The organism is Prochlorococcus marinus str. AS9601, from assembly GCF_000015645.1.
In the GTDB taxonomy this organism is placed as follows: domain Bacteria; phylum Cyanobacteriota; class Cyanobacteriia; order PCC-6307; family Cyanobiaceae; genus Prochlorococcus_A; species Prochlorococcus_A marinus_O.
Map to the genome: position 1 here is coordinate 889,470 of NC_008816.1, position 22,805 is coordinate 912,274.

The 22,805-nt window shown below is 30.9% G+C and carries 21 protein-coding genes; 9 read left to right on the forward strand and 12 right to left on the reverse strand.

All coding sequences use genetic code 11. From position 1 onward, the window contains the following. Positions 1-5: 5 nt before the first annotated feature. Entirely contained in the window at positions 6-704 is a 699-nt protein-coding gene (locus A9601_RS14025) for a TerC family protein (protein ID WP_011818465.1), read from the reverse strand. 74 nt (positions 705-778) lie between these two features. Between A9601_RS14025 and mfd the strand changes: the two genes are divergently transcribed. Together mfd and A9601_RS18660 are read left to right on the forward strand one after the other, a co-directional pair. Beyond that, the gene (mfd, locus tag A9601_RS14030) at positions 779-4,291 is read left to right on the forward strand and encodes a transcription-repair coupling factor (protein WP_011818466.1); all 3,513 of its coding nucleotides are present in this window, start codon (positions 779-781) and stop codon (positions 4,289-4,291) included. Between the two features lie 72 nt (positions 4,292-4,363). Continuing rightward, complete coding sequence (locus A9601_RS18660) at positions 4,364-4,525, forward strand: hypothetical protein (protein ID WP_011818467.1); 162 nt, start codon at positions 4,364-4,366, stop codon at positions 4,523-4,525. Between the two features lie 2 nt (positions 4,526-4,527). Here A9601_RS18660 and A9601_RS14035 read toward each other — a convergent pair whose 3' ends face one another. The 7 genes from A9601_RS14035 to dapB all read right to left on the reverse strand — a co-directional run bounded on the left by A9601_RS14035 (position 4,528) and on the right by dapB (position 9,009). Further along, a complete protein-coding gene (locus A9601_RS14035) occupies positions 4,528-4,896 on the reverse strand; it encodes a hypothetical protein (RefSeq protein WP_011818468.1) in 369 nt (122 codons plus the stop codon). Between the two features lie 88 nt (positions 4,897-4,984). Continuing rightward, the gene (locus A9601_RS14040; RefSeq protein ID WP_011818469.1) at positions 4,985-5,575 is read right to left on the reverse strand and encodes a DUF4335 domain-containing protein; all 591 of its coding nucleotides are present in this window, start codon (positions 5,573-5,575) and stop codon (positions 4,985-4,987) included. A 1-nt stretch (position 5,576) separates the two neighbouring features. Then, positions 5,577-6,101, reverse strand: a complete 525-nt coding sequence (locus tag A9601_RS18340; protein WP_225866274.1) for a DUF3038 domain-containing protein — start codon at positions 6,099-6,101, stop codon at positions 5,577-5,579. Between the two features lie 39 nt (positions 6,102-6,140). Continuing rightward, on the reverse strand, positions 6,141-6,338 hold the full coding sequence (locus tag A9601_RS14050) for a DUF2949 domain-containing protein (protein ID WP_011818471.1): 198 nt from the start codon (positions 6,336-6,338) through the stop codon (positions 6,141-6,143). Between the two features lie 5 nt (positions 6,339-6,343). Then, a complete protein-coding gene (locus tag A9601_RS14055) occupies positions 6,344-7,498 on the reverse strand; it encodes an FAD-dependent monooxygenase (RefSeq protein WP_011818472.1) in 1,155 nt (384 codons plus the stop codon). 19 nt (positions 7,499-7,517) lie between these two features. Then, positions 7,518-8,159: a hypothetical protein gene (locus tag A9601_RS14060; protein WP_011818473.1), complete on the reverse strand. Its 642-nt coding sequence runs from the start codon at positions 8,157-8,159 to the stop codon at positions 7,518-7,520. 1 nt (position 8,160) lies between these two features. Continuing rightward, entirely contained in the window at positions 8,161-9,009 is an 849-nt protein-coding gene (dapB, locus tag A9601_RS14065) for a 4-hydroxy-tetrahydrodipicolinate reductase (RefSeq protein WP_011818474.1), read from the reverse strand. 102 nt (positions 9,010-9,111) lie between these two features. On the opposite strand from dapB, the gene A9601_RS14070 reads away from it, so the two are divergent. Continuing rightward, complete coding sequence (locus A9601_RS14070) at positions 9,112-13,122, forward strand: magnesium chelatase subunit H (protein WP_011818475.1); 4,011 nt, start codon at positions 9,112-9,114, stop codon at positions 13,120-13,122. Between the two features lie 8 nt (positions 13,123-13,130). Here A9601_RS14070 and folP read toward each other — a convergent pair whose 3' ends face one another. From folP to A9601_RS14085, 3 genes are read right to left on the reverse strand one after another with little or no spacing between them, the layout of a single operon-like run. Further along, positions 13,131-13,976, reverse strand: coding sequence for a dihydropteroate synthase (gene folP / locus A9601_RS14075; protein WP_041484533.1), 846 nt, complete (start codon positions 13,974-13,976; stop codon positions 13,131-13,133). Next, positions 13,960-14,685, reverse strand: coding sequence for a triose-phosphate isomerase (tpiA, locus tag A9601_RS14080; protein ID WP_011818477.1), 726 nt, complete (start codon positions 14,683-14,685; stop codon positions 13,960-13,962). Before tpiA ends, folP begins: the two co-directional genes overlap by 17 nt. 52 nt (positions 14,686-14,737) lie before the next feature. Continuing rightward, a complete protein-coding gene (locus A9601_RS14085; RefSeq protein ID WP_011818478.1) occupies positions 14,738-14,914 on the reverse strand; it encodes an RNA-binding S4 domain-containing protein in 177 nt (58 codons plus the stop codon). 118 nt (positions 14,915-15,032) lie between these two features. On the opposite strand from A9601_RS14085, the gene A9601_RS14090 reads away from it, so the two are divergent. Together A9601_RS14090 and A9601_RS14095 are read left to right on the forward strand one after the other, a co-directional pair. Next, positions 15,033-16,676, forward strand: coding sequence for an ABC transporter ATP-binding protein (locus A9601_RS14090; protein ID WP_011818479.1), 1,644 nt, complete (start codon positions 15,033-15,035; stop codon positions 16,674-16,676). A gap of 33 nt (positions 16,677-16,709) precedes the next feature. Beyond that, positions 16,710-16,928, forward strand: a complete 219-nt coding sequence (locus A9601_RS14095) for a DUF6447 family protein (protein ID WP_011818480.1) — start codon at positions 16,710-16,712, stop codon at positions 16,926-16,928. Positions 16,929-16,931: 3 nt separating this feature from the next. Here the strand turns inward: A9601_RS14095 and carB are convergent, their stop codons facing one another. Continuing rightward, entirely contained in the window at positions 16,932-20,228 is a 3,297-nt protein-coding gene (gene carB / locus A9601_RS14100; RefSeq protein ID WP_011818481.1) for a carbamoyl-phosphate synthase large subunit, read from the reverse strand. Positions 20,229-20,335: 107 nt separating this feature from the next. On the opposite strand from carB, the gene A9601_RS14105 reads away from it, so the two are divergent. Genes A9601_RS14105 through A9601_RS14120 form a run of 4 tightly spaced genes read left to right on the forward strand, consistent with a single transcriptional unit; the run spans position 20,336 to position 22,779 of the window. Continuing rightward, positions 20,336-20,974 carry a DUF3318 domain-containing protein gene (locus A9601_RS14105; protein WP_011818482.1) on the forward strand — a complete coding sequence of 213 codons (639 nt, stop codon included), beginning with the start codon at positions 20,336-20,338 and terminating at the stop codon, positions 20,972-20,974. Next, complete coding sequence (gene rsfS, locus A9601_RS14110) at positions 20,964-21,308, forward strand: ribosome silencing factor (protein ID WP_011818483.1); 345 nt, start codon at positions 20,964-20,966, stop codon at positions 21,306-21,308. Before A9601_RS14105 ends, rsfS begins: the two co-directional genes overlap by 11 nt. Before the next feature lie 10 nt (positions 21,309-21,318). Then, positions 21,319-21,813: a CGLD27 family protein gene (locus A9601_RS14115; RefSeq protein ID WP_041484605.1), complete on the forward strand. Its 495-nt coding sequence runs from the start codon at positions 21,319-21,321 to the stop codon at positions 21,811-21,813. After that, on the forward strand, positions 21,814-22,779 hold the full coding sequence (locus A9601_RS14120; protein ID WP_011818485.1) for an asparaginase: 966 nt from the start codon (positions 21,814-21,816) through the stop codon (positions 22,777-22,779). It abuts the gene before it with no gap. Positions 22,780-22,805 lie beyond the last annotated feature (26 nt).

Below are 22,805 nucleotides of genomic sequence, written 5' to 3' on the forward strand. Positions count from 1 at the left end.
TTTGATTATTTTTTAGAGAATCCCCAAATAAAAGCAAAAAGAATCAAAAAATAAAAATAATAGTCTGGAAGAATAGATTCTTTAACTAACGTATTTAGTAAAAGTTTAATCCCCACTATTAAAATTGCTACGTAACCAGCTGTTTCTAATCTAGAAAATATATCCAGAAGTTTTAGAAAAATCCCCGATGTAAATCTTAAGGCTAATACACCAATCACAGCTCCAAATATAATTAATATGTATTGATCACTGATAGCTACTGCAGTAGTGATGCTATCTATGGAAAAAGCAAAATCAGTAATTGAAAGAAGTGCTACAACTCTTAAGAACCTAAAATTATTTTTATTATTTTCAGTCCCATTTTCGGTGTTTTCTATATCTGAATTTAAAAAAACATTTGAGAAGAATAAGTATATTAAATAAAAACCAGCAAAAACTCTAATAAGAATAAACTTTAGAAGAACATTAGATAATATGATCAGAATAATCCTAAATAATAAAGATATTGTTATGCCAATATTTAAGGCTCTTGACCTTAATTCTGAAGTGTCGAGGGATTTAGTAAGAGAAGCTAGTGCGACAGCATTATCTGCCGATAATAATAATTCTAGAGCAATTAATATTGGTAAAAGTGTAAAGATTTCGTACCAACTATCTACCTGATCTAGCGTGGGTATAAAAGAATTTATTGCAGCTGAATCCATCAAATATTATTCACAATCAGTATAAAATCTAATATAATATATCGGATATTTGTAATCAAGATTGATAACTATAAATGAGTTTAAATACTTTAGTTGATTATATTTCGAACTCACAAATTACTTCTGAATTAGTAAAAAGAATTTCAAAAAATAATGAATTAAATATTGTTGGTTCAAGTAGATATGCTAAATCAATAATCTTAGATAGCATCGCAAAAAAAGAGAAAAAAAATATATTATTAATTTGTCCTAATGTAGAAATTGCCTACAAATGGATTGGTTATTTTGAAAGTATAAATGATAAAGCAGTTTTATATTATCCTCCAAAAGAACATCTACCATACTCATCAATTAATAAATCCAAAGAGATTGAATTTAGTCAGCTTACTGTTTTATCCAAATTAATAAAAAAAGAGAAAAATGAACTTAATATTGTTATATCAACAGAGAGATCACTACAACCTCATCTAATAAATAAAAACTTATTAATTGAAAATAAGTTGAATTTACAAAAAGGGGTTCAAATCGAGATTCAAGAATTAGCAAATAAACTTTCTTTACTTGGTTATACGAAGGATAATGTAACTTCAACAGAGGGATTCTGGAGTAGGAGAGGGGAAATAATAGATATTTATCCCGTCAATAATGAGTTTCCTATAAGATTAGAATTTTTTGATAATGTAATTGAGAAGATAAGAGAATATGATCCCCATACACAAAAAACATTAGAAAGTATTAATAATATTGAAATAATACAGGCTGGATTTAATTTGCTAATTAAAGATAAGTTAAATAATTTTTCTAAGAACGGTATTTTTAATTCAGAAGATATAAATAAAAATAATCTTGATCGGTATTTAGGAATAATTGAAAAAACCCCCTCAAATATAATAGATTTTATTGATAGGGAAACAATTCTCGTAATTGATGAATTAGAAGATTGTACTAAATTTGCAAATAATTGGTATCAAGATTCAGAAAGTAATTTTGATAATTGTGAGTATGAATTAAATGAGAACCTTAAAAATAATGATATTAATTTACAGGCCAAACCTAATTTACATTTAAAGTTTGACGAAATATTAAATTCACTAGGAAATTTTAATTTGATAAAATTTTATGAATTTGAATCTAAAACCAATATTGATAATAAGTTTTTGTTAAATGATAAAAGAATAAATTCATACTCTAAAAATATAGGAAAATTATCCAATGATATAAATAAAAATATAAAAAATAATGAGAAAGTATGGATATTATCAGCACAGCCATTGAGGACTAGGACTTTACTTTTTGAGCACGAATGTAATACAAATTTCTTAAACAATCCTAATGATATTGATGAAGCATTTAAGTCAATTAATAATTCAACTCCTTTAATTTTAAAAAATAAGAACAATTATGAAATCGAGGGTTTTTATCTTCCAATTTGGAAAGTTGTCCTAATAACAGATAAAGAATTATTTTCACAACAATCTCTTTTTCATAATGTATTCATAAGAAGAAAAAAAAGAAGTGTAAATTCAAATATAAACGTAAACAAGATTAGTCCCGGTGATTTTATAGTTCATAAAAATCATGGAATAGGAAAATTTTTAAAAATAGAAAAAATAAATATAACTGGAGATTCAAGAGATTATTTAGTCATTCAGTATCAGGATGGGAAGATAAGTGTTGCCGCTGATCAACTTGGTAGTGTTAACAGATATAGATCAAGTGGAAAAATAAAGCCAAAAATAAATAAATTAGGAGGGACGGAATGGGAAAGAATAAAAGACAAAAATAAGAAACAAATCAAAAAAGTTGCTGTCGATATTTTAAAACTTTATGCAAAGAGAGAGAAATTAAAGGGTTACATTTACCCAGAAGATGGTCCTTGGCAAGATGAATTAGAGGAATCATTCCCTTATCAACCAACACCTGATCAAATTACTGCTGTAGAAGAAATAAAATCTGATATGGAAAGCGAAAAGCCAATGGACAGGCTAGTTTGTGGAGATGTAGGATTTGGCAAAACAGAAGTCGCTGTTCGGGCTATTTTTAAGGCTATTACATCAGGCAAACAGGTAATATTACTTGCTCCCACAACAATCCTAGCTCAGCAACATTGGAGAACAATAAGCAATAGATTTTCACCTTACCCAATAAAAGTATCATTACTCAATAGATTCAAAACCGTTAATGAAAGAAAGGAAATCTATGCTGGTTTGAAAAATAACAAAATTGATTTAGTTGTAGCAACGCACCAAATTTTAGGAAAGGAAATAGAGATAAAAAACTTAGGACTACTTGTAATTGATGAAGAACAAAGATTTGGAGTAAGGCAAAAGGAGAAAATTAAAAAAATCAAAACAAGCATAGACGTATTAACTCTATCGGCAACTCCAATTCCAAGAACTCTTTATATGAGTTTATCTGGACTAAGACAAATGAGCTTACTAAATACTCCTCCTCCATCAAGAAGATCAATAAAAACCTATTTAGCTGAAATAGATATGGATGTTATAAGAACTGCCATTAATCAAGAACTTGATAGGGGAGGTCAAATTTTTTATGTTCTTCCAAGAATTTCTGATATTAATCAAGCTTTAAATAAATTAAAAAATATTTTTCCAAGCTTAAAATTTATTGTTGCTCATGGGCAAATGAACGAAACAGAGCTTGAAAATGCAATGATTGCTTTTAATAATGGAGAAGTAGATCTTATGATATGCACAACAATAATTGAAAGTGGATTAGACATACCTAAAGTAAATACAATCATTATTGAAGATTCTCACAAATTTGGCCTTTCACAACTTTATCAACTTAGAGGAAGAGTTGGTAGAAGCAGTGTACAAGCACATGCTTGGTTGTTTTATCCAGATATAAATAAAATTAATGACGCTGCAAAACAAAGATTGAAAGCTATAAAAGATTTTTCAGAACTAGGAAGTGGTTACCAACTTGCAATGAAAGATATGGAAATAAGAGGTGTTGGTAGTTTATTAGGAGAAGAACAAAGTGGAAAGGTTAATGCTATTGGATATGATTTATATATAGAAATGCTCCATGAGGCTATTTCAGAAATCAGTGGGCAAGAGATACCTGAAGTTAACGATACTCAAATTGATTTACCAATAAATGCTTTTATACCTGCAACATGGATATTAAACAGAGAAGAGAAGCTTGAGGCTTACAAATCTGCTACTGAATGTTCAAAAAATGATGAATTAACTGAATTAGCTACAGACTGGGTAAATAGATATGGAAACTTACCCAAACCTGTTGAGTCCTTAATTATGATAATGAGACTAAAATTACTAGCTAAAAAATGTGGTTTTAGTAAGATCAAGCTCAAAAAGCCAAACATCTTGATAGAGACAAAATTAAAAAATTCTACTTTTAAAATTCTTAAAAATTCTTTGGCAAGTAGTGTTCAAAATAAATTTAATTTTAATGAAGGCGAACAATTATCAATCATCACTATAAGGGGTTTAGGTGCAACTGAAATTCAAAATCAAATTGATCAACTTATGTTGTGGTTCGAATCTTTTGAAAGAGAAATAAAGAATTTCGATAAAGAACTTCTTATGAAAAAAGAATAAATTATTAAATAATTATTTAAAATCCGCGAATATGTATGATTTCGGTTAGGTTTATAAAAATTTATTTGTTTTATGGGTGAATATATAGACGTCGGAATACAAACTTCGATTTTACCCTTATCTATTATTCTTTCATCAATTGTACTTGGTATATTTGCATTATTTGGAGAGGAAACAGAAAATGATGATGATGATTCTGATTCAGGAAGTGGTGGCTTGATGCAACCTATTTGAAATTATTTATAACTTATTTGTTTAGACTTTCTTTTAGATACTCTAATTAACCTATAAAAAGAACCTACCATTAAGATCATAGCCGCAAAAGAAGAGGAAAATATAAAAACCACCAAGAATATTTCATAGAGATAAGAAAAGAGATCAATAATTAATAAAAAAGATTTATTAACAGTAATAGGTATGTTTTGTAGCAGTAATTTTTTATTAGGAATTAAATAATTTATATAAATCAATAAAACACTTAAAATAAATAAAAAGAAAGATTCAGTAAATAGTCGTTTTTTAGTTTTTCTTCTTAAATTTAATTTTTTTTTAAATATATATTTATCAGATTTATTATTCAAATTTGGGATTTTTAAATCTGCCATACATCAATGCTCTAAGAATAAATTTGAATTACTCTGAAAAGAAATTAACCTATAGTATCGTGTTTGTATTTAAGATGCTAATCACTCTTTATTCAGGGTTTATTAGTTCTTTTTCTTCAATATTTTCAAAAGGACTATAAAAATAAATAAAAGAAGAAGAAAATAGAATTAAAGAGCAAATTGCAATAAAAGGTGGAATAAAGAAATTGTAAAATTTAACTTTTTTATTTAACCCAAATCTTAATTTTCTGGGAATGTTAGTAGTAATATCAGTTTTTTTAATTTTTACTTTAGGAGATTCATTTAACTGATCAAAACAATTTATGGTGTCTGAAAGCAATGAATTACCAATCTTTAGAACTAAAGGCTTTACATTTGCTTTAGAGCTCTTGAGAACAATATTATGTATGTTTAGATTATCGGCTTTTATATCTATTAATTGAGACTCATAAATTGGGATTTCATTTTTGATTAAAAGATTTGAATAAATATAAAAAGCATCCATAATAGGCCCTAAATGTTCAATTTTGCCTTCTATAAGTGGTTTATCAACTATGGTTAATTTCCATTGAGAAATTATAGATATTTGATCTTTATTTTCATTATTAGAATAATCTGGCAATCCGATTATTTCGAGACTTACTGAAGATTGATGAAATGACAATTTATTTTGCATCATATTAAAAATCGTATAAAAAATTCTTCAACTTTTGATAACCCTGATTTGAAATACAAAAAGATAAAATAAGCAAAAATTTTATTATAGTCTCATCATTTTCATCTTGATTTAAAAGCTTTTTCACTCTAATACTATCTACATTAAATCTCTCTTTAATCAACTCAATAAATCTCTTATTAAAATCATTCCAAATAATTGAATTCTTTTTAATATCTTCTTTAGATTTTAGTATCTCTCTGATATAAGGATATAAATATTTAGACATTTCAACAGTGATTTTAATTAAGGCATCGAATTCGTTTACTTTAATATTGTTGTTAACATAAGATTTTCTCAATGGATTATTATTCCTTAATTTCCAAATAGTAATTTTATTTGGCAAAACATCATTTAAATCAAGTTTATTTGATATAGCGTAAAGAGATTGAATACCATTTAAATCAATAGTTTCTAGGATTAATAATAATAAATCAAGCTTCTCTATAGATTGTCTTGATACCTGTTTTCCCTTAGTTAAATCTTTAATTGTTCTCGATTAAGATATAGGTGAATTATAACAGTATTATTAATCCATTTTTTGAAATAAAAATGAATATAACTTATCTAGTTCTTCAATAGTTAGCATTCCATAACTCCATAATAATATTGGTAATGGAGTGTTATTTTTTATAGATAATTTAATACCAAGTTCAATAGTAGATTCATCTAAACCTAATACATTAAATAAATAATTTATCATTTCTCTAGATACATAATTATTCATGAATTTTATTTAATACTTGCATAGATTAGAGATTTAGTCATTTGATTTAGGACTAATTTTCTTGTAAAAAGAAATTTATTTAAAAGTAAAAATGAAAATTTCCTTATTGGAAATAAAAAAACGTTACTATTAGCAAAAATTGTTATCAATGAGTCAGTTATAAAAATAGTGACGATAATATCTAAAATTCTGCTTGAAAAATACTTAAATTTAAATAATATCAATTGCAATTTAGTAATAGCAGTATTTTTATTGAAAAGATCATAAATAGTATTAACATCTCTCCAACAAGTATTTAGACCCTGACCACCAACAGGATGAAATGTATGAAATGCATCTCCTACAAAAACTAATTTTTTAAAATTTAAAACTGGTAAATTCAAGGATAATGAAACAGGAAAAATATTAAATTCGCCAATTATTTGATCCAACTTAAATTCATCAGGCAAGATTGTTGATAAATTATCCATTAAAAAATTCTTGTCAGAATTCAACCTTTCAATTGCCTTTAATGTACTGGAAGTCCAAATTACTTGATATAAGTTTTTTTCTAAAGGTAATAATGCAAGTGGGCCTTCTTTTCTAAAAATTTCATAAGCACGTTTTTCACAATGACCTCTAAGAGAAACTTTAAAAGTTAAACAAGACTGACTATAAGATTTTTTTATATCAATAAAATCTATGACTTTTTTATCAAGTGAGTTTGCTCCTGTAGAAAAGAATTGATAATCAAATAATATTTTTTTACGTAACAATCTCTGTGGTGTCGTAAAAAAAATATTTTCATAATTATCAATCTCTTGAAAAAATACTTTCATGAGATCCGAATGTTTAACTACCCAGCCAATATTTTCAGCAGAACTTATATCATCATCCAAGTCAGAAGTTGATAAATTGGTAAAAGCAGAAGTTACGCTATCTGAAATTGAAAGAGTATCAAACCCAAATAAAAATGGTTCTAATTTTTCCCAAAGTCTGAATTTAGATAAGATTTTTCTCGTTGAGTGAGTAATTGCATAAGTTTTATCTTTATCAATTAATCTATCTTTTGTTAATAAATCAGTTAAAAAAATATTGCAATCAAATTTTGAAAGTGCAATTGAAAGTAATAAACCTGTAGGACCTGTTCCAACAATTTTAAAATTGAACTTATTTTTCATCAGATTGTATAATTATCAACTACCTATTCAGATAAATATAGCAAATTTCTTCAAATGCTGGTCTTAATAAATAAGGGTACTCACCAACCCATAAATTAATTTCAGGAAGCCAAGCATCTGTCAAATAAAAATCTCTGTCAAAATTACGGTTATCAGATGTTATTAAACATCTAATACTCGAACCCACCCTAATTTGACTGTGCTTATTTTCCATGGGAAAACTTAATTTTTTCAAATAACCATCTTCATCTTCTAATTCAAGTACTAACCAAGTCCTTTTGTTTTCGATAACTTCTAATCGACCTTGCCTATTGGATTGTTCTCTAGAACTTTCAATCTTTTCTGTTTTATAGATATCTGATACGTAGCCATCAAATAAAGAAAAAAATTTATATTTTCTTAATTGCAAATTTTTTCTACTTGATTCGAGAATAGGGCCCCAGATGATATACAAAAAGAAACCTACACATAGGAATAACCAGAAATTATTAGTTTGATCTCCAGTCGAACTAATAATTAATGAGATAAATCCACCAATTGAAGAAACTATTACTCTTTGAAGAATTTTTCTCGGGTTCCCCAACGCGTACTTAAATTGACTTCCTGTACCTACTGCAGGAATAAGTTTTGAAATTTGACTTGAATTAATTGGAATTATCATTTTAAAAAATCAATTTTTCAAGTCCGTAAATTAGAGTTTCATAATTACCAATTTTTTTAATAGCCTGTAAAACCCCTGGCATATATGCCTTTCTATCAATAGTGTCATGTTTAATTGTGTAAGTTTCACCTGGAGATCCCATAATTACTAACTGATGAGCTAATAATCCTGGTAATCGTACAGAATGTATATTAATTCCTGAATCTCTGAGCCCACCCCGTACACCTTTCAATGACTCAGACTCTTTTACTAAATTCTGATTAAATTTCTTTGGATATTCTTCAATCATTTCTGCAGTTTTTATACACGTACCACTAGGGGAATCAGCTTTTTGATTATGATGCATCTCTATCAATTCAATATTGTCATAAAACCTCGCAGCTACTGATGCCGCCTGCTGAAGAAGAACCATACCTACTGAAAAATTAGGAATTATTGCACAACCAACCGATGCTTTCTGAGCAAAAACAGACAAATCTTGTATTTGCGAAGGGCTTAGACCTGTAGTTCCTACTACTGGTGATACCCCATACGCAATAGCTGATCTGGTATTTTCATATACAGAATCAGGATGAGTAAAATCAACTAGCACAGGTTTGATTTTTTCATTTCTAAAATCTTGACTAACGGAACATAAAGTCCCTTCAAAATCATTTGAAACAAAAACATCACAATTTTTTACTTTCAATAATTCAGAAATATTTGAGCCATTGTTTTTTTCGTTTATGTCAATTGCCGCGACAAGTTCACAATCTGTAGAATTTAATACAGTATTAACAACTTCGCTACCCATTCTGCCTAAAGCTCCGGAAACTAGTACTGGTATGGGTTTTGTAGAATTTTTAATCATTTTTTTTAAAAAATTTTTTTTAAAGGTTGTTACACGCTATTTATATTGCACACAATAACGTCTTTTCGTTCGTAGGCTGGTAGAAATACTTAAAGAAAATCAATGTTTACGCAGGTCCGCTCAGCAAACCGCAGAGTATCTCCTGTTGAGGATAACAAACACAAAGTTGTAATAAAAGCAGTTTATGTTGTCCTTGAGCCACAATACCAAAATTCCTTAACGGAAGCTGCAAAGTCAATAAATAAGATGAATGGGCCAATAGGTATAGACCTTAGCGGCTATCTCATAGAAGAACTTAGGAATGATAGTAATTTTGAAGATTTCAAAGAAGATGTAGCTAATGCAGATATATTTGTAGCTTCTCTAATTTTCATTGAAGACCTTGCTCAAAAAGTGGTTGATGCAGTATCTCCATATAAAAACAAACTTAAAGCATCAATTGTTTTTCCCTCCATGCCAGAGGTAATGAGATTAAATAAGTTAGGTTCATTTAGTATGGCCCAACTTGGTCAATCTAAAAGTATTATTGGAGATTTAATAAAAAAGAAAAAAGAATCTGATGGAGCTAGTTTCCAAGATTCAATGTTGAAGTTATTAAATACACTACCTTCAATACTTAAATATCTACCAGTAGAAAAAGCTCAAGATGCTAGAACATTTATTCTGAGTTTTCAGTACTGGTTAGGTGGTACCACTGAAAACTTAAAAAACTTCTTGTTAATGATTTCTGAAAAGTACGCTGTTTCAGAAATAATAAAAGATCAAATAGAAGAATTCAAAATTCAAGACCCAGAAACATTCCCAGATTTAGGAATTTGGCATCCTCTTGCTCCTTGCATGTTTGAAAGTCTTAAAGAATATCAAAATTGGGAAAATAATAGGAAAGATATAAATCCTAAAAATGACAAAACTCCAACAATAGGTCTAGTGCTTCAAAGGAGTCATATAGTTACGGGAGATGATGCTCATTACGTTGCTGTTATTCAAGAATTGGAATATAGAGGTGCGAGGGTACTACCTATATTCTGTGGAGGTCTAGATTTTTCTAAACCAGTTAATGAATTTTATTATGATTCCATAAATAAGAATCAACCTATTGTAGACGGAGTTGTATCTCTAACAGGATTTGCTCTAGTTGGTGGGCCAGCAAGACAAGATCATCCTAAAGCTATTGAAGCCCTAAAAAGGTTAAACAGACCCTATATGGTTGCACTTCCATTAGTCTTTCAAACCACACAAGAATGGGAAGATAGTGATCTAGGGTTACACCCAGTTCAAGTAGCACTTCAAATTGCGATTCCAGAGCTTGATGGTGCTATTGAACCTATTATTCTCTCAGGTCGTGATGATGCTACAGGTAAGGCGCATACGCTCCAAGATCGAGTTGATGTAATAGCTGAAAGAGCCATAAAATGGTCAACATTAAGAGTCAAACAAAGAAAGGACAAAAAATTAGCCATCACAGTATTTAGTTTTCCACCAGACAAAGGAAATGTTGGTACGGCAGCATATTTAAATGTTTTCGGTTCAATTTATAGAGTACTCCTTGAAATGAAATCGAAAGGATATCAAATAGATGAACTCCCAAGTAATTCAAAAGAATTAATGGAAAAAGTAATTAATAACCCTGAAGCAATGGACGGCTCTCCCGAGTTAAATATTGCTCATAAAATGTCAGTAAAAGAATACGAAGAGTTCACACCATATTCACAAAGACTTGAAGAGAATTGGGGTAAACCTCCTGGGAACCTAAATAGTGACGGACAAAATTTACTTATTTATGGAAAACATTTTGGAAATGTTTTTATAGGAGTTCAACCTACATTCGGTTATGAAGGTGATCCCATGAGGTTACTTTATTCAAGAAGTGCCAGTCCTCATCACGGTTTTGCCGCTTATTACACTTATGTAGAAAAAATCTGGGGAGCTGATGCTGTTCTTCATTTTGGAACTCACGGATCACTTGAATTTATGCCTGGTAAACAGATGGGCATGAGTGAAACATGCTATCCGGATTCTCTCATTGGATCTTTACCTAATTTGTATTACTATGCTGCTAATAATCCTTCTGAAGCAACAATTGCGAAGAGAAGAGGATATGCTTCAACTATTAGTTATCTGACTCCTCCAGCAGAAAATGCAGGACTCTACAAAGGACTTAAAGAACTGAGCGAACTTGTTGGCTCTTATCAACAATTAAGAGAAAATAGTAGGGGTATTCAAATAGTTAATGCAATAGTTGAGACTTCTAAACAATGTAATCTTGACAAAGACGTTGAGCTTCCTTCAAAAGATGTAGAAGAGCTCTCAATTGATGAAAGAGATTTATTTGTTGGTAATATCTATAAACAGTTGATGGAAATTGAAAGTAGATTATTACCTTGCGGTCTTCATACTATTGGAGAAGCCCCAACAGCAGAAGAAGCTGTTGCAACTCTCGTAAATATTGCATCACTAGAGAGAGAGCAAGAGGGATTAAGATCTCTTCCTGGATTGCTAGCTGAATCCATAGGCCTAACTATTGAACAAATTTATGATGGTAATAATAAAGGTGAACTCAAATTTGTAGAGCTCAATGAAAAAATTATTAAGACAGCAAGAGAGTCTATTTTTGCGATGGTCAACTCTTTAAAAATTGTTGATGGCAGAGTTTATTTAGAAAAATCACTACTTTCCAAACTTTTCGACTTACTTAAAGTTTTTGGGTTGAATCTACCTACCCCTTGGTTACGGGCCTGTAACTTAAATGGATTTAATGAAGTTAACCAGAAGGAATTAAACAAATTATTTGATTACTTACTTTTCTGCTTGGAACAGGTCTGTGCTGATAAAGAAATGGATAGCCTCATTAAAGCATTAGATGGGAATTATGTTTTACCTGGACCAGGTGGAGACCCTATAAGAAATCCAGGTGTTTTACCCAGTGGTAAAAATATCCATGCACTTGATCCACAATCAATCCCTACTACAGCAGCTGTAGCGGCTGCAAAGTCAGTTGTTGACAAATTAATTGAGAGACAAAAGGAAGAGCAAGGGACCTGGCCTGAAACAATTGCTTGTGTTTTATGGGGTACTGATAACATCAAAACTTATGGAGAATCACTTGCTCAAATCTTATGGTTTGTTGGTGTTAAACCAAAACCAGATTCTGTTGGAAGAATCAACAAATTAGAATTAATCTCTTTAGAAGAATTAGGTAGGCCAAGAATAGATGTAGTCGTTAACTGCTCAGGAGTTTTTAGAGATCTATTTATAAATCAGATGGCATTAATAGATCAAGCGGTCAAATTAGCCGCTGAGGCTGATGAACCATTGGAATCTAATTTTGTAAGGAAGCATTCACTAGAACAAGCAGAAAAAGAAGGTACCTCTATCAGAGAGGCCTCAGCGAGAGTATTCTCTAACGCAAGTGGAAGTTACAGTTCAAATGTTAATTTAGCCGTAGAAAATTCAACATGGGAGGAAGAAAATGAATTACAAGAAATGTATTTATCACGCAAAACTTATGCTTTTAATGCTGATAATCCAGGTGAGATGAATCAAAAAAGAGAGGTATTTGAGTCAGTAATGAAAACAGCAGATGTTACATTTCAAAACCTTGATTCCTCAGAGATTTCATTAACAGATGTAAGTCATTATTTTGATTCAGATCCAACAAAACTGATTAAGACACTTAGAGATGACGGAAAAGAACCAAGTAGCTATATAGCAGACACTACTACTTCTAATGCTCAAGTCAGAACACTTGGAGAAACTATCAGATTAGACTCAAGAACAAAACTTTTAAATCCTAAGTGGTATGAAGGTATGCTCAAATCTGGTTATGAAGGAGTTAGAGAACTCTCTAACAGACTTAATTACACTCTTGGTTGGAGCGCGACAAGTGGTCAAGTAGATAATTTTGTATATGAAGAAACTAATGAAACATTTATAAATGACGAAGAGATGAGGAAAAGATTAATGGATCTTAATCCTAATAGTTTCAGGAGAATTGTTGGGACTTTGCTAGAAGTCAATGGTAGGGGATATTGGGAAACTTCAGATGAGAATATAGAACAGTTGAAAGAACTATACCAAGAGGTAGAGGATAAAATCGAGGGAGTTAAAGAATAATAAATTTATTATTTTCTGTAAATCCTATCAGCTACTTTCAGGATTTGATAATTTAGCTTGACGTTGTGAACCCTCACAATGTCAACATTAAATTGAGAACAAATACAACTTATTGCAAGAGTTCCTATATCCCTTTCTTTTGGAATTTTCTCATTCAAAATTTCTCCTATAAATCTCTTCCTAGATGCACCTATCAAAATTGGCAAATTCCATTTTTTAAATGCATCTAAATTTCTCAAGATTTCCAAATTATGAATGATATCTTTTGAAAAACCAATTCCAGGATCCACTATTATATTTCTCTCAGATATATTTTTTTCTAAAGCATTCTTTATTAAATTATCAAGCGAGCACTTAACATCACTCAATACATTCTGGTAATTAGAGAGTTGATTCATATTTTGACTATTACCACGACTATGAGTTATGACGAATGGACAATTGAATTTTGATACAACATCCAAAATTTTTATATCTCTTCTTCCTCCCGTGACATCATTTATCCAGTTAGCACCATTTAAAAGAGCTTCGTAAGCCACTTCAGAATTAAAAGTATCAATAGAAATTAAAACATCTGGAAATTCAGATTTTATTAATTTTAGATATGGGATCAATCTTTTAATTTCTATACTAGATCCTACTTCTTCAGCCCCAGGTCTCGTACTTTGAGCACCAAGATCAATAACATCAACACCATTGCTCAAGAAATGGTTTACTTGATCTAAAACTTTTTTTGAAGAGTTTAATTCCCCACCATCACTAAATGAATCAGGAGTTAAATTAATAACTCCCATTATTGAAGTTTTTTGGCCCCAGCCTTTTGGCCATGGATTTTTCTTATTGATAATTTGCAATTCTCGCAAAACTATTTGGATCTAATGAAGCCCCCCCAACTAAAACCCCATCTATGTCACTCATTGACATGATTTCGTCAATATTATTAGGTTTAACGGATCCTCCATATTGAATAATTACATCATCAAAACCAATTAATTTCCGAATCAAAGAACATATCTTATTAGCATCTTCTGCCTGACATGTTTTACCAGTGCCAATAGCCCATATTGGTTCATAGGCAACAATTAAATTAGATGGATCTGTGTTTTCTAATCCTTGTTCAACTTGTCTAGTAATAACTCTTACAGCTTCTCCTCTCTCTCTTTGTTCTAATGTTTCTCCTACACAAACTATTGGAGTAAGTCCACTTGATTGAGCAAAAACTGCTCTTTTATTAATTTGTTCATCACTTTCACTAAAATATTTCCTTGGTTCACTATGTCCAACGATTGCATATGAGACACCATGTTCAAGAAGCATTTTTGGTGATATTTCAGCAGTAAATGCTCCTTGATCTTCCCAATGAATATTTTGACTAGAAATATCTAAATAATCAAAATCAGAATGATTAGAAAAGGTTGAAATAGCAGTAAAAGGTGGAGCAATAACTACTTTACGATCTTCATTTATATCTTTTATTAAAGGTATAAACTCTTTTAAATAAGACTTAGCCTCAGCACAAGTCATGTGCATTTTCCAATTACCAGCAATAACAGATTTTCTCAAAATACTATCTCCAAGAAAATCATATTAATATATATTGAGTTTAATAGGCCAATTATTCAAAAAATAATTCATTTTTTAGAAATATAACTTTATCTCCCTTATTTAATTTTCTTCCTCTCCTAGTTTCTATTAAACCATTAACTTTGACAGAACCGGATTTAATAAAAATTTTTGCTTCTCCACCAGAAGAGACCAAATTTTTCCATTTTAAGAATTGATCTAATTTCATTGTTTTTTATACCCAAATATATTGATAAAGTAGGATAAATTATAAAATATATAATAACTTGAGATTAATACCACCAGTCAGACCATATTCGAATAGGTTTATTAGAGGTTTTATATGCATGCTTATTTATGTAGCATGTTGGCCCTTGTTAGCTTATTTTGCTGGAAACTTAATCCCCGCGATTGGATCTGGTGACCTAACAAAAGTAACTAACATAATAGTGAAGTCATTATTTGTATTTTTAGTTCAGAAAATTGCTCAATTTGGACAAGATGTATTCATAGCAAAACCATCTTTAGAAATTAGTGAAATAATGAGAGGAAATTTATTCAGCAAAATTCAAAAGATAGAGATGAATTCTGTTGAAAAGATTTCAGCCGGGGATATCACATATAGACTTACAGAAGATGCAGATAGAGTTAGCGAAGTTATTTATAAAACAGTGCAGGATACTATTCCGTGCATTTTACAATTGATAGCAGTTGTAATTTATATGTTTTATTTAGATTGGTCACTAACATTATCAACATCTGTTTTAGCACCATTGATTATTCTTTCAGTTAATAGTTTTGGAAGAAGAGTTTTATCCGCATCTGAAAAAAGTCAAGAATCAACAAGTAATCTAGCAAGTTTAATAGGTGAATCTATAAATGGAATGTCGACGATAAGGTCTTTTGCTGCAGAAAAATGGATTGAGAATAGATTTCATAAAAGATTAAGTACAAATAAAAAAGCAAAATATAAAACATTAAAATTACTCGCATTTCAACATCCAGTCGTAGGATTTGTTGAAGCATTTGGAATATTAGCAATATTAGGTTTAGGAGCAGCAAGAATAAATCTTGGACTTCTAACAAGTGAAGAATTTAGTAGTTTCTTTGCTGCAATATTGATGCTTATTGATCCAATAAGCCATGTTAGTACAAATTTTAATGATTATAAACAAACAGAAGCTTCAATAAAAAGGTTGAAAAACCTAACTCTAGAACCTAACGAAGATGATAAAGAAAATTTAAAAAGGATATCCAATCTTGAAGGCAAAATAAGTTTCAAGAAAGTTAATTTCGCTTACAAAAAAGATAATCAAGTTCTTAAAAATATCAATTTAGAAGTTAAGAAAGGGGAAGTCACAGCTTTCGTTGGAGCATCTGGAGCTGGTAAAAGTACAATGTTGGCTTTGATATTAAAATTTATATCTCCAAGTAGTGGAGACATTTTTATTGATGATATAAATCTCAAATTATTAAACACAAAAGATATTAGAAAAAACATTGCATTAGTACAACAACAGCCTTTTTTATTTTCAGGAAAAATTATTGATGTAATAAGAATGGGCAGATGTTATAGCAAAGAAGAGGTTATAGAATCAGCAAAAAAAGCAAACGCGCATAACTTTATTGAAAAGCTTCCTGAAAAATATGAAACTAAGATAACTGAAAGAGGATCAAATTTCTCAGGAGGTCAGATCCAGAGGATCGCAATTGCAAGAGCAATACTTGGAAACCCTTCAATTCTTCTTTTAGATGAGGCCACAAGTGCGTTAGATGCAGAATCAGAATCTGAAGTCCAAGAAGGATTAAATAGGGCTATGAAAGATAGAACAGTTATTGTAATTGCTCATAGATTAGCCACTACTCAGGAGGCAAATAAAATATTTGTTTTCGATAAAGGCGAAATTATTGAAGTTGGGAAACATTTTGATTTAATCAATAAACCAGGAATTTATAAAGAATTATGTGAAAAACAATTGATTAAAAAATAATAACCCTATTTTATTTATTAAAAAGGTAAGTCCATGAGCGAAAACACAAATGATTCTGCAAATCCAGTTTTAACCTTTGATGGGAAAAAATACTTAATAAATGAACTTTCTAATGAAATTAAAGAATCAATAAAAGTATTACAGATAGCCGAGACACAACTTAAAATGCATCAAGATACTCTCAAATTAATTTCTATAAGCCGAAACTCTTTAGCTAATCAATTAAGAGAAAAACTAAAAAATTTAAAGTAAATTTTAAAAATTATGGATTTCTTGAAGAGAATAAGAATCAATATTATTACATTGCAATGCTTTGATTGCTTTAATCGCTGCCTTTGCTCCAGGAATGGTTGTAAAAGTTGGAATATTATATTCTAAAGCAGCACGTCTTAAATAAGCGTCGTCATGTAGAGCCTGTGAGCCGATTGGAGTATTAATTATTAATTGAACAAGTCCAGAACGAATTAGATCCTCAATATTTGGTCTACCTTCGTGAACTTTTAGCACTTCTTCAACTTGAATGCCTAGATTAATCAAATATGCAGCTGTCCCTTTTGTTGCGATTAATTTAAATCCTAAAATCATCAATTCTCTAGCAACTTCCTCAAGAAGTTTTTTATCTAAATCATTTGTAGACAAAAAAGCCACTCCTTCTGAAGGCACACCATTTCCTGCAGCCAATTCCGACTTGGCATAAGCAATTCCAAAATCTTTAGCTAAGCCCATTACTTCTCCAGTAGATTTCATTTCAGGACCAAGTAATGTATCAGATCCAGGAAATCTTTTGAAAGGTAAAACAGCTTCTTTTACTGCCTGATATTTTGGGTAAAATTCTTGTGTGAAATTAACATCTTCTAATGTAAAACCTTGCATTAACTGGGTAGCTAATTTTGCAACTGGTTTACCTATGGCTTTTGAAACAAATGGGACTGTCCTTGATGCTCTTGGATTTGCTTCAAGAATAAATAATTTTTTTTCTTTGTTATTTGTATTCGTTACTGCAAATTGCAAATTAATTAAACCAACAACATTTAATCTTTGTGCAATTAATTTAGTCCATTTCTTTACATTTTCTATGGTGGATTTTGAAAGAGAAATGGATGGCAAACAACATGCTGAGTCTCCAGAATGAATTCCTGCCGGTTCAACATGTTCCATTAGACCAGCAATAACAACCGAACCCTCTGAATCGCACAAAGCATCAACATCTATCTCAATAGCATTATTCAAATATTGATCAAGAAGTATTGGATGATCAGGAGATACCTTAACTGCTTCAGAGATGTATCTAGATAATTCATTCTCATCTTTAACAATTTCCATTGCCCTTCCTCCTAAAACATAAGAAGGTCTTACAACCAAGGGGAACCCTATATTTTTTGCTACAACCGCCGCTTCTTTTTGATTATGTGCAATACCGTTTAAAGGTTGTCTAATAGCTAATTCTTTAAGTATTTTTGTAAATTCCTCTCTATCTTCTGCTAAATCGATAGATATTGGAGAAGTCCCAAGAATTTTTGATCCAGTTCTGAGCCCTTCATTAGATTTAAGCCATTCAGATAAAGGTAATGATAATTTCAGTGGGGTTTGGCCTCCAAATTGAACAATTAAACCATAAGGATTTTCAGCCTCTATTATGTTGAGCACATCTTCCAAAGTTACAGGCTCAAAATATAAAATATCGCTAGTATCATAATCTGTTGATACAGTTTCAGGGTTACTATTAACCATTATTGTTTTATAACCATTTGTGGAGGCTTGATATGATGCATGACAACAACAGTAATCAAATTCTATTCCCTGACCAATTCTGTTTGGACCTCCTCCTAGAATCATAATTTTTTTTGATTTACTATTTTCTGAAATCTCGCTATCAAAAGTTTGAGAATTAAAATTTATGAATGCCTCTTCGTAAGTTGAATAATGATAGGGAGTTGATGACGAGAATTCTGCTGAACAAGTATCAACATTCTTATAAATTGGAATTATATTAAGTTTTTTTCTATATCTTCTCACTTCAAAAAAATCAGAATTAGTTAACTTTGCTATCTGTTGATCTGAAAAGCCTAATTGTTTAGCATGTAACATCAAATCCCTATCTAGAGTATAAAGTTCCTTTTCTTTCAAAAATTCATTTTCAAAATTAAAGATATTACGTAATTTCTCGATAAACCATAAATCTATATTTGTAACTTCTTGAATATAAGAATTAGTTTTTCCAAGCTGCATAGCTTTCTTAACCATGAGAATTCTTTCAGATGTAGGGTTTCTTAAACTATTTTTAATGTGACTTTCATTTTTAAATTCATCTAGAGAATCACATTCCCATCCAAAAACACCGACTTCTAATGACCTTAATGCTTTCTGAAATGATTCTTCAAAAGAACGACCTATTGCCATTGACTCACCAACGGATTTCATGGCAGTGCTTAAAGTATTTGTAGAGCCTTTAAACTTTTCAAAGGCAAATCTTGGAATCTTAGTAACTACATAATCAATTGACGGCTCAAAACATGCAGGTGTTTTTTTTGTAATGTCATTAATAATCTCATCAAGTGTATAGCCAACAGATAATAAAGCTGCAATCTTAGCAATGGGAAATCCAGTTGCTTTACTTGCCAAAGCAGAGGATCTACTCACACGGGGATTCATTTCAATGACAATTACTTCTCCATTAGATGGATTTAGTGCAAATTGAATATTACTCCCTCCTGTTTCGACTCCTACCTCTCGAATAATTTTTAATGACAAATCCCTCAATCTCTGATACTCCTTATCTGTTAAAGTCTGTGCAGGAGCGACAGTAATAGAATCTCCAGTGTGGACTCCCATTGGGTCTAAATTTTCAATACTGCAAATTATTACTACATTGTCAGCAGTATCTCTCATTACCTCTAGTTCAAACTCCTTCCATCCAATAAGTGATTTTTCAATCAATATTTGATTACTTGGACTTTCCTCTAAACCTGATTTACACAACACAACAAATTCTTCAAGGTTAAAAGCGATTCCACCTCCTACACCACCTAATGTAAATGCAGGCCTTATTATAAGAGGATAGGAACTAATTTTTTTTGATACCTCCACAGCTTCATCCAAGTTAGATGCAATCCCAGACGGACAAACATTTACATTAATTTTCTCCATCGATTCTTTAAACAATTTTCTATCTTCAGCTTTATTAATAGCTCTTAAATCAGCACCAATTAATTCAACATTATTTTCTTTTAAAAAATCTGACTCTGATAATTTAACCGCAAGATTCAATGCGGTTTGACCTCCCATAGTAGGAAGAATCGCATCAGGTTTTTCTCTTAATATGATTTGAGAAACAATTTCAGGAGTCAATGGTTCTATATATGTTTTGCTCGCTATCTCAGGATCAGTCATTATTGATGCTGGATTTGAATTTATCAAGACAACTTCATAACCAGCATTTCTTAAAGCTTTGCAAGCTTGAGTACCAGAGTAATCAAATTCACATGCTTGTCCTATAACAATCGGGCCCGAACCTAGAATAAGAATTTTTTTAAGATCACCTCTTTGAGGCATAATTTAAACCTTCATTTATCTCATGCTACTTATAAATCATCAGATGTTAATCAAGTTACTTGAAAAGCAACATTTGTTTCTATAGTATTGAAAGAAATTAATTTTTTATGAGCGAACTTCAGCGACTTAAAAATTTGTTGCCTCCAGAGAATGAAAGTTGGGTATTTGTTGAAGCTGCTGCGGCTATAGACCCACCTCTAATAACACTTGAGGAGATAGGTCGTGACGAAGTAGAAATCCAAATAGATTTAGATGAATGGGATAATTTTGCTATTGACCACAGAAATCTATTATTTTGGCACGAGGTCGGGAAAATTCAAAATGACACAATTCCTAGAGATGGATGGGAAATGGCAGCTCTTGCCATAGGACTTGGTGGGGCGATAGGAGAGTTGTGGGTCCAAGATGGCTTACTTTTATTACTTGCGCTTGGTTTGTCAAGTTTTGCAGGGTATAGATTATATTTAAAAAATAATTCTGAAAAAAAACTTCAAGATGCTATTTATGCAGATGAAGTGGCTATAGATCTTGCTTGTAGATTTGGATACAGCATTCCAAATGCTTATAAGAGTCTTGGAGGAGCGTTAAAGGAATTAATAGATAAGACACGAAAAAAGAAAAAAAGGAGTTTCTTTGAAGATAGATTAGATGCCTTAAGAAAAAGTGCAGAGAAAGCAAGATCAGAATTATCTCAGCAGGAAGGTTCAGAAAAATCAGTTTCGAGTGAAAATGTTTATGGACAATAAAAGTTTGGTTTTAATGGCAGCTAAAGCATGTGATGAAAAAAAGGCAAAAGATATAAAGCTTATAAAAATTGACAAAGTATCATTTATCAGTGAGTGGATTTTGATTGCAGAAGGATTATCTGACGTACAAGTTAGATCTATAACTAGCTCTGTAGAGGGTGAGCTTAGAGAGAAGGCTAGAATTGAACCATTACGCAAAGAAGGGGTTAACGAAGCGAAATGGGCTTTACTCGATTATGGTGATTTGATTGTAAATATTTTTCAACCAGAGATAAGAAAATTTTATGACCTCGAATCATTCTGGAGTAATGGAGATAATCTTATATTTCCATAATTTTTATTTTATGAACGAATATAAATGTCCTGTCCCTATAGAGCAACAACCCTCAAATGAATTCATCGAATTATCAAAATCTAAAATTTTTTCTTGGCCAAAAACAAAAAAATCACTTATTCTTATTTTAATAAAGTTCTGGTTAGGAGCTTTCCTTCTATTTCTTGTAATTTCTTCAGGAAGTGTATATTTTAAAACATCTCTCTTAAAATATACTCTATTAAGTTTTTTTAGCAGCTTATCAATACCTCTTTTAATTTCAATAAGGTTATATTTAGGATGGAATCATATTTTTAAAAGATTAAGATCAGAAAAAGTTGAATACGAGGAATCGGGTTGGTATGACGGCCAAGTTTGGGAAAAACCATTAGTTTTAAAAGAAAAAGAATCACTTATTGCCTCAATTGAGGTAAAGCCTATTTTAAAAAATTTAATTCAAATTTTTTCTATTATTTCAGTCTTAGCTTTATCGGGAATTTTAATTTTTCAATACATTAATTTTTAAATGAGTTCTAATTTCAAAAACCTCTACACCTCTAACAATCCTCCTTTACAAGCAACCTTAATGAGAGGGTCAAATATTGAATCAATACATAAAATTCATGCTGTTATTACTGACAAAAAAGGGAGGGTTTTAATGTGTGCAGGAAATCCAGAATATAAAAGTTTCATAAGGTCAGCACTTAAACCCTTTCAAGCAATACCTTTCGTAAGTAGTGGAGCCGCATCAAATATAACTAATGAATCAAAATCAATTGCTTTAGCTTGCGGGTCACATAGTGGTTCAAAAATTCATGCAAGGGAAGCTTTCAAAATTTTATGGGAATATGACATTGACATTAATAACCTGAAATGTCCAAAAACTAAGATAAGTCCATTAGAACATAATTGTTCTGGTAAACATGCTGCTTTTTTAGCTACATGCAAAAAAATGAATTGGCCATTAGATAGTTATTTAAAAGGGGATCATCCACTTCAAATCGAAATATTTAGAATTGTTTCTGAATTACTTGGAATCCCGGCATCTGAAATAAGCGCAGAACGTGATGATTGTGGTGCCCCTACCCTTTATTTAAAACTAGTAGAGATGTCGAGGTTATATTCACTTCTAAGTAGTTCAGAAAATGCTGAATTAGAACAAATCAGTAGAGCTTTTACGTTAAATCCAACAATGATAAGTGACAACAATAAATTTGATACCGAAATAATCAAAGCTTCTCATGGGAAAGTTATAGGTAAAGGTGGTGCCGAAGGAATACAGTGTCTATGTAAGGTAAATGAAGGGATAGGATTAGCTTTAAAAGTAGAAGACGGTTCAAAAAGAGCAAAACACGCAGTTAGTTTACACATACTAAAACAGTTAGAGTGGATATCTGACTTAAGAATTCAAGACATCGAAGAAAAGGTGTTTAATTTTTCTGAAGGAGTGCGACTTGAAGTTAAAGGTAAATTAAAATTCCAAGAATCCTAAAAAACGGGAAAAATAACCCTTTCAGA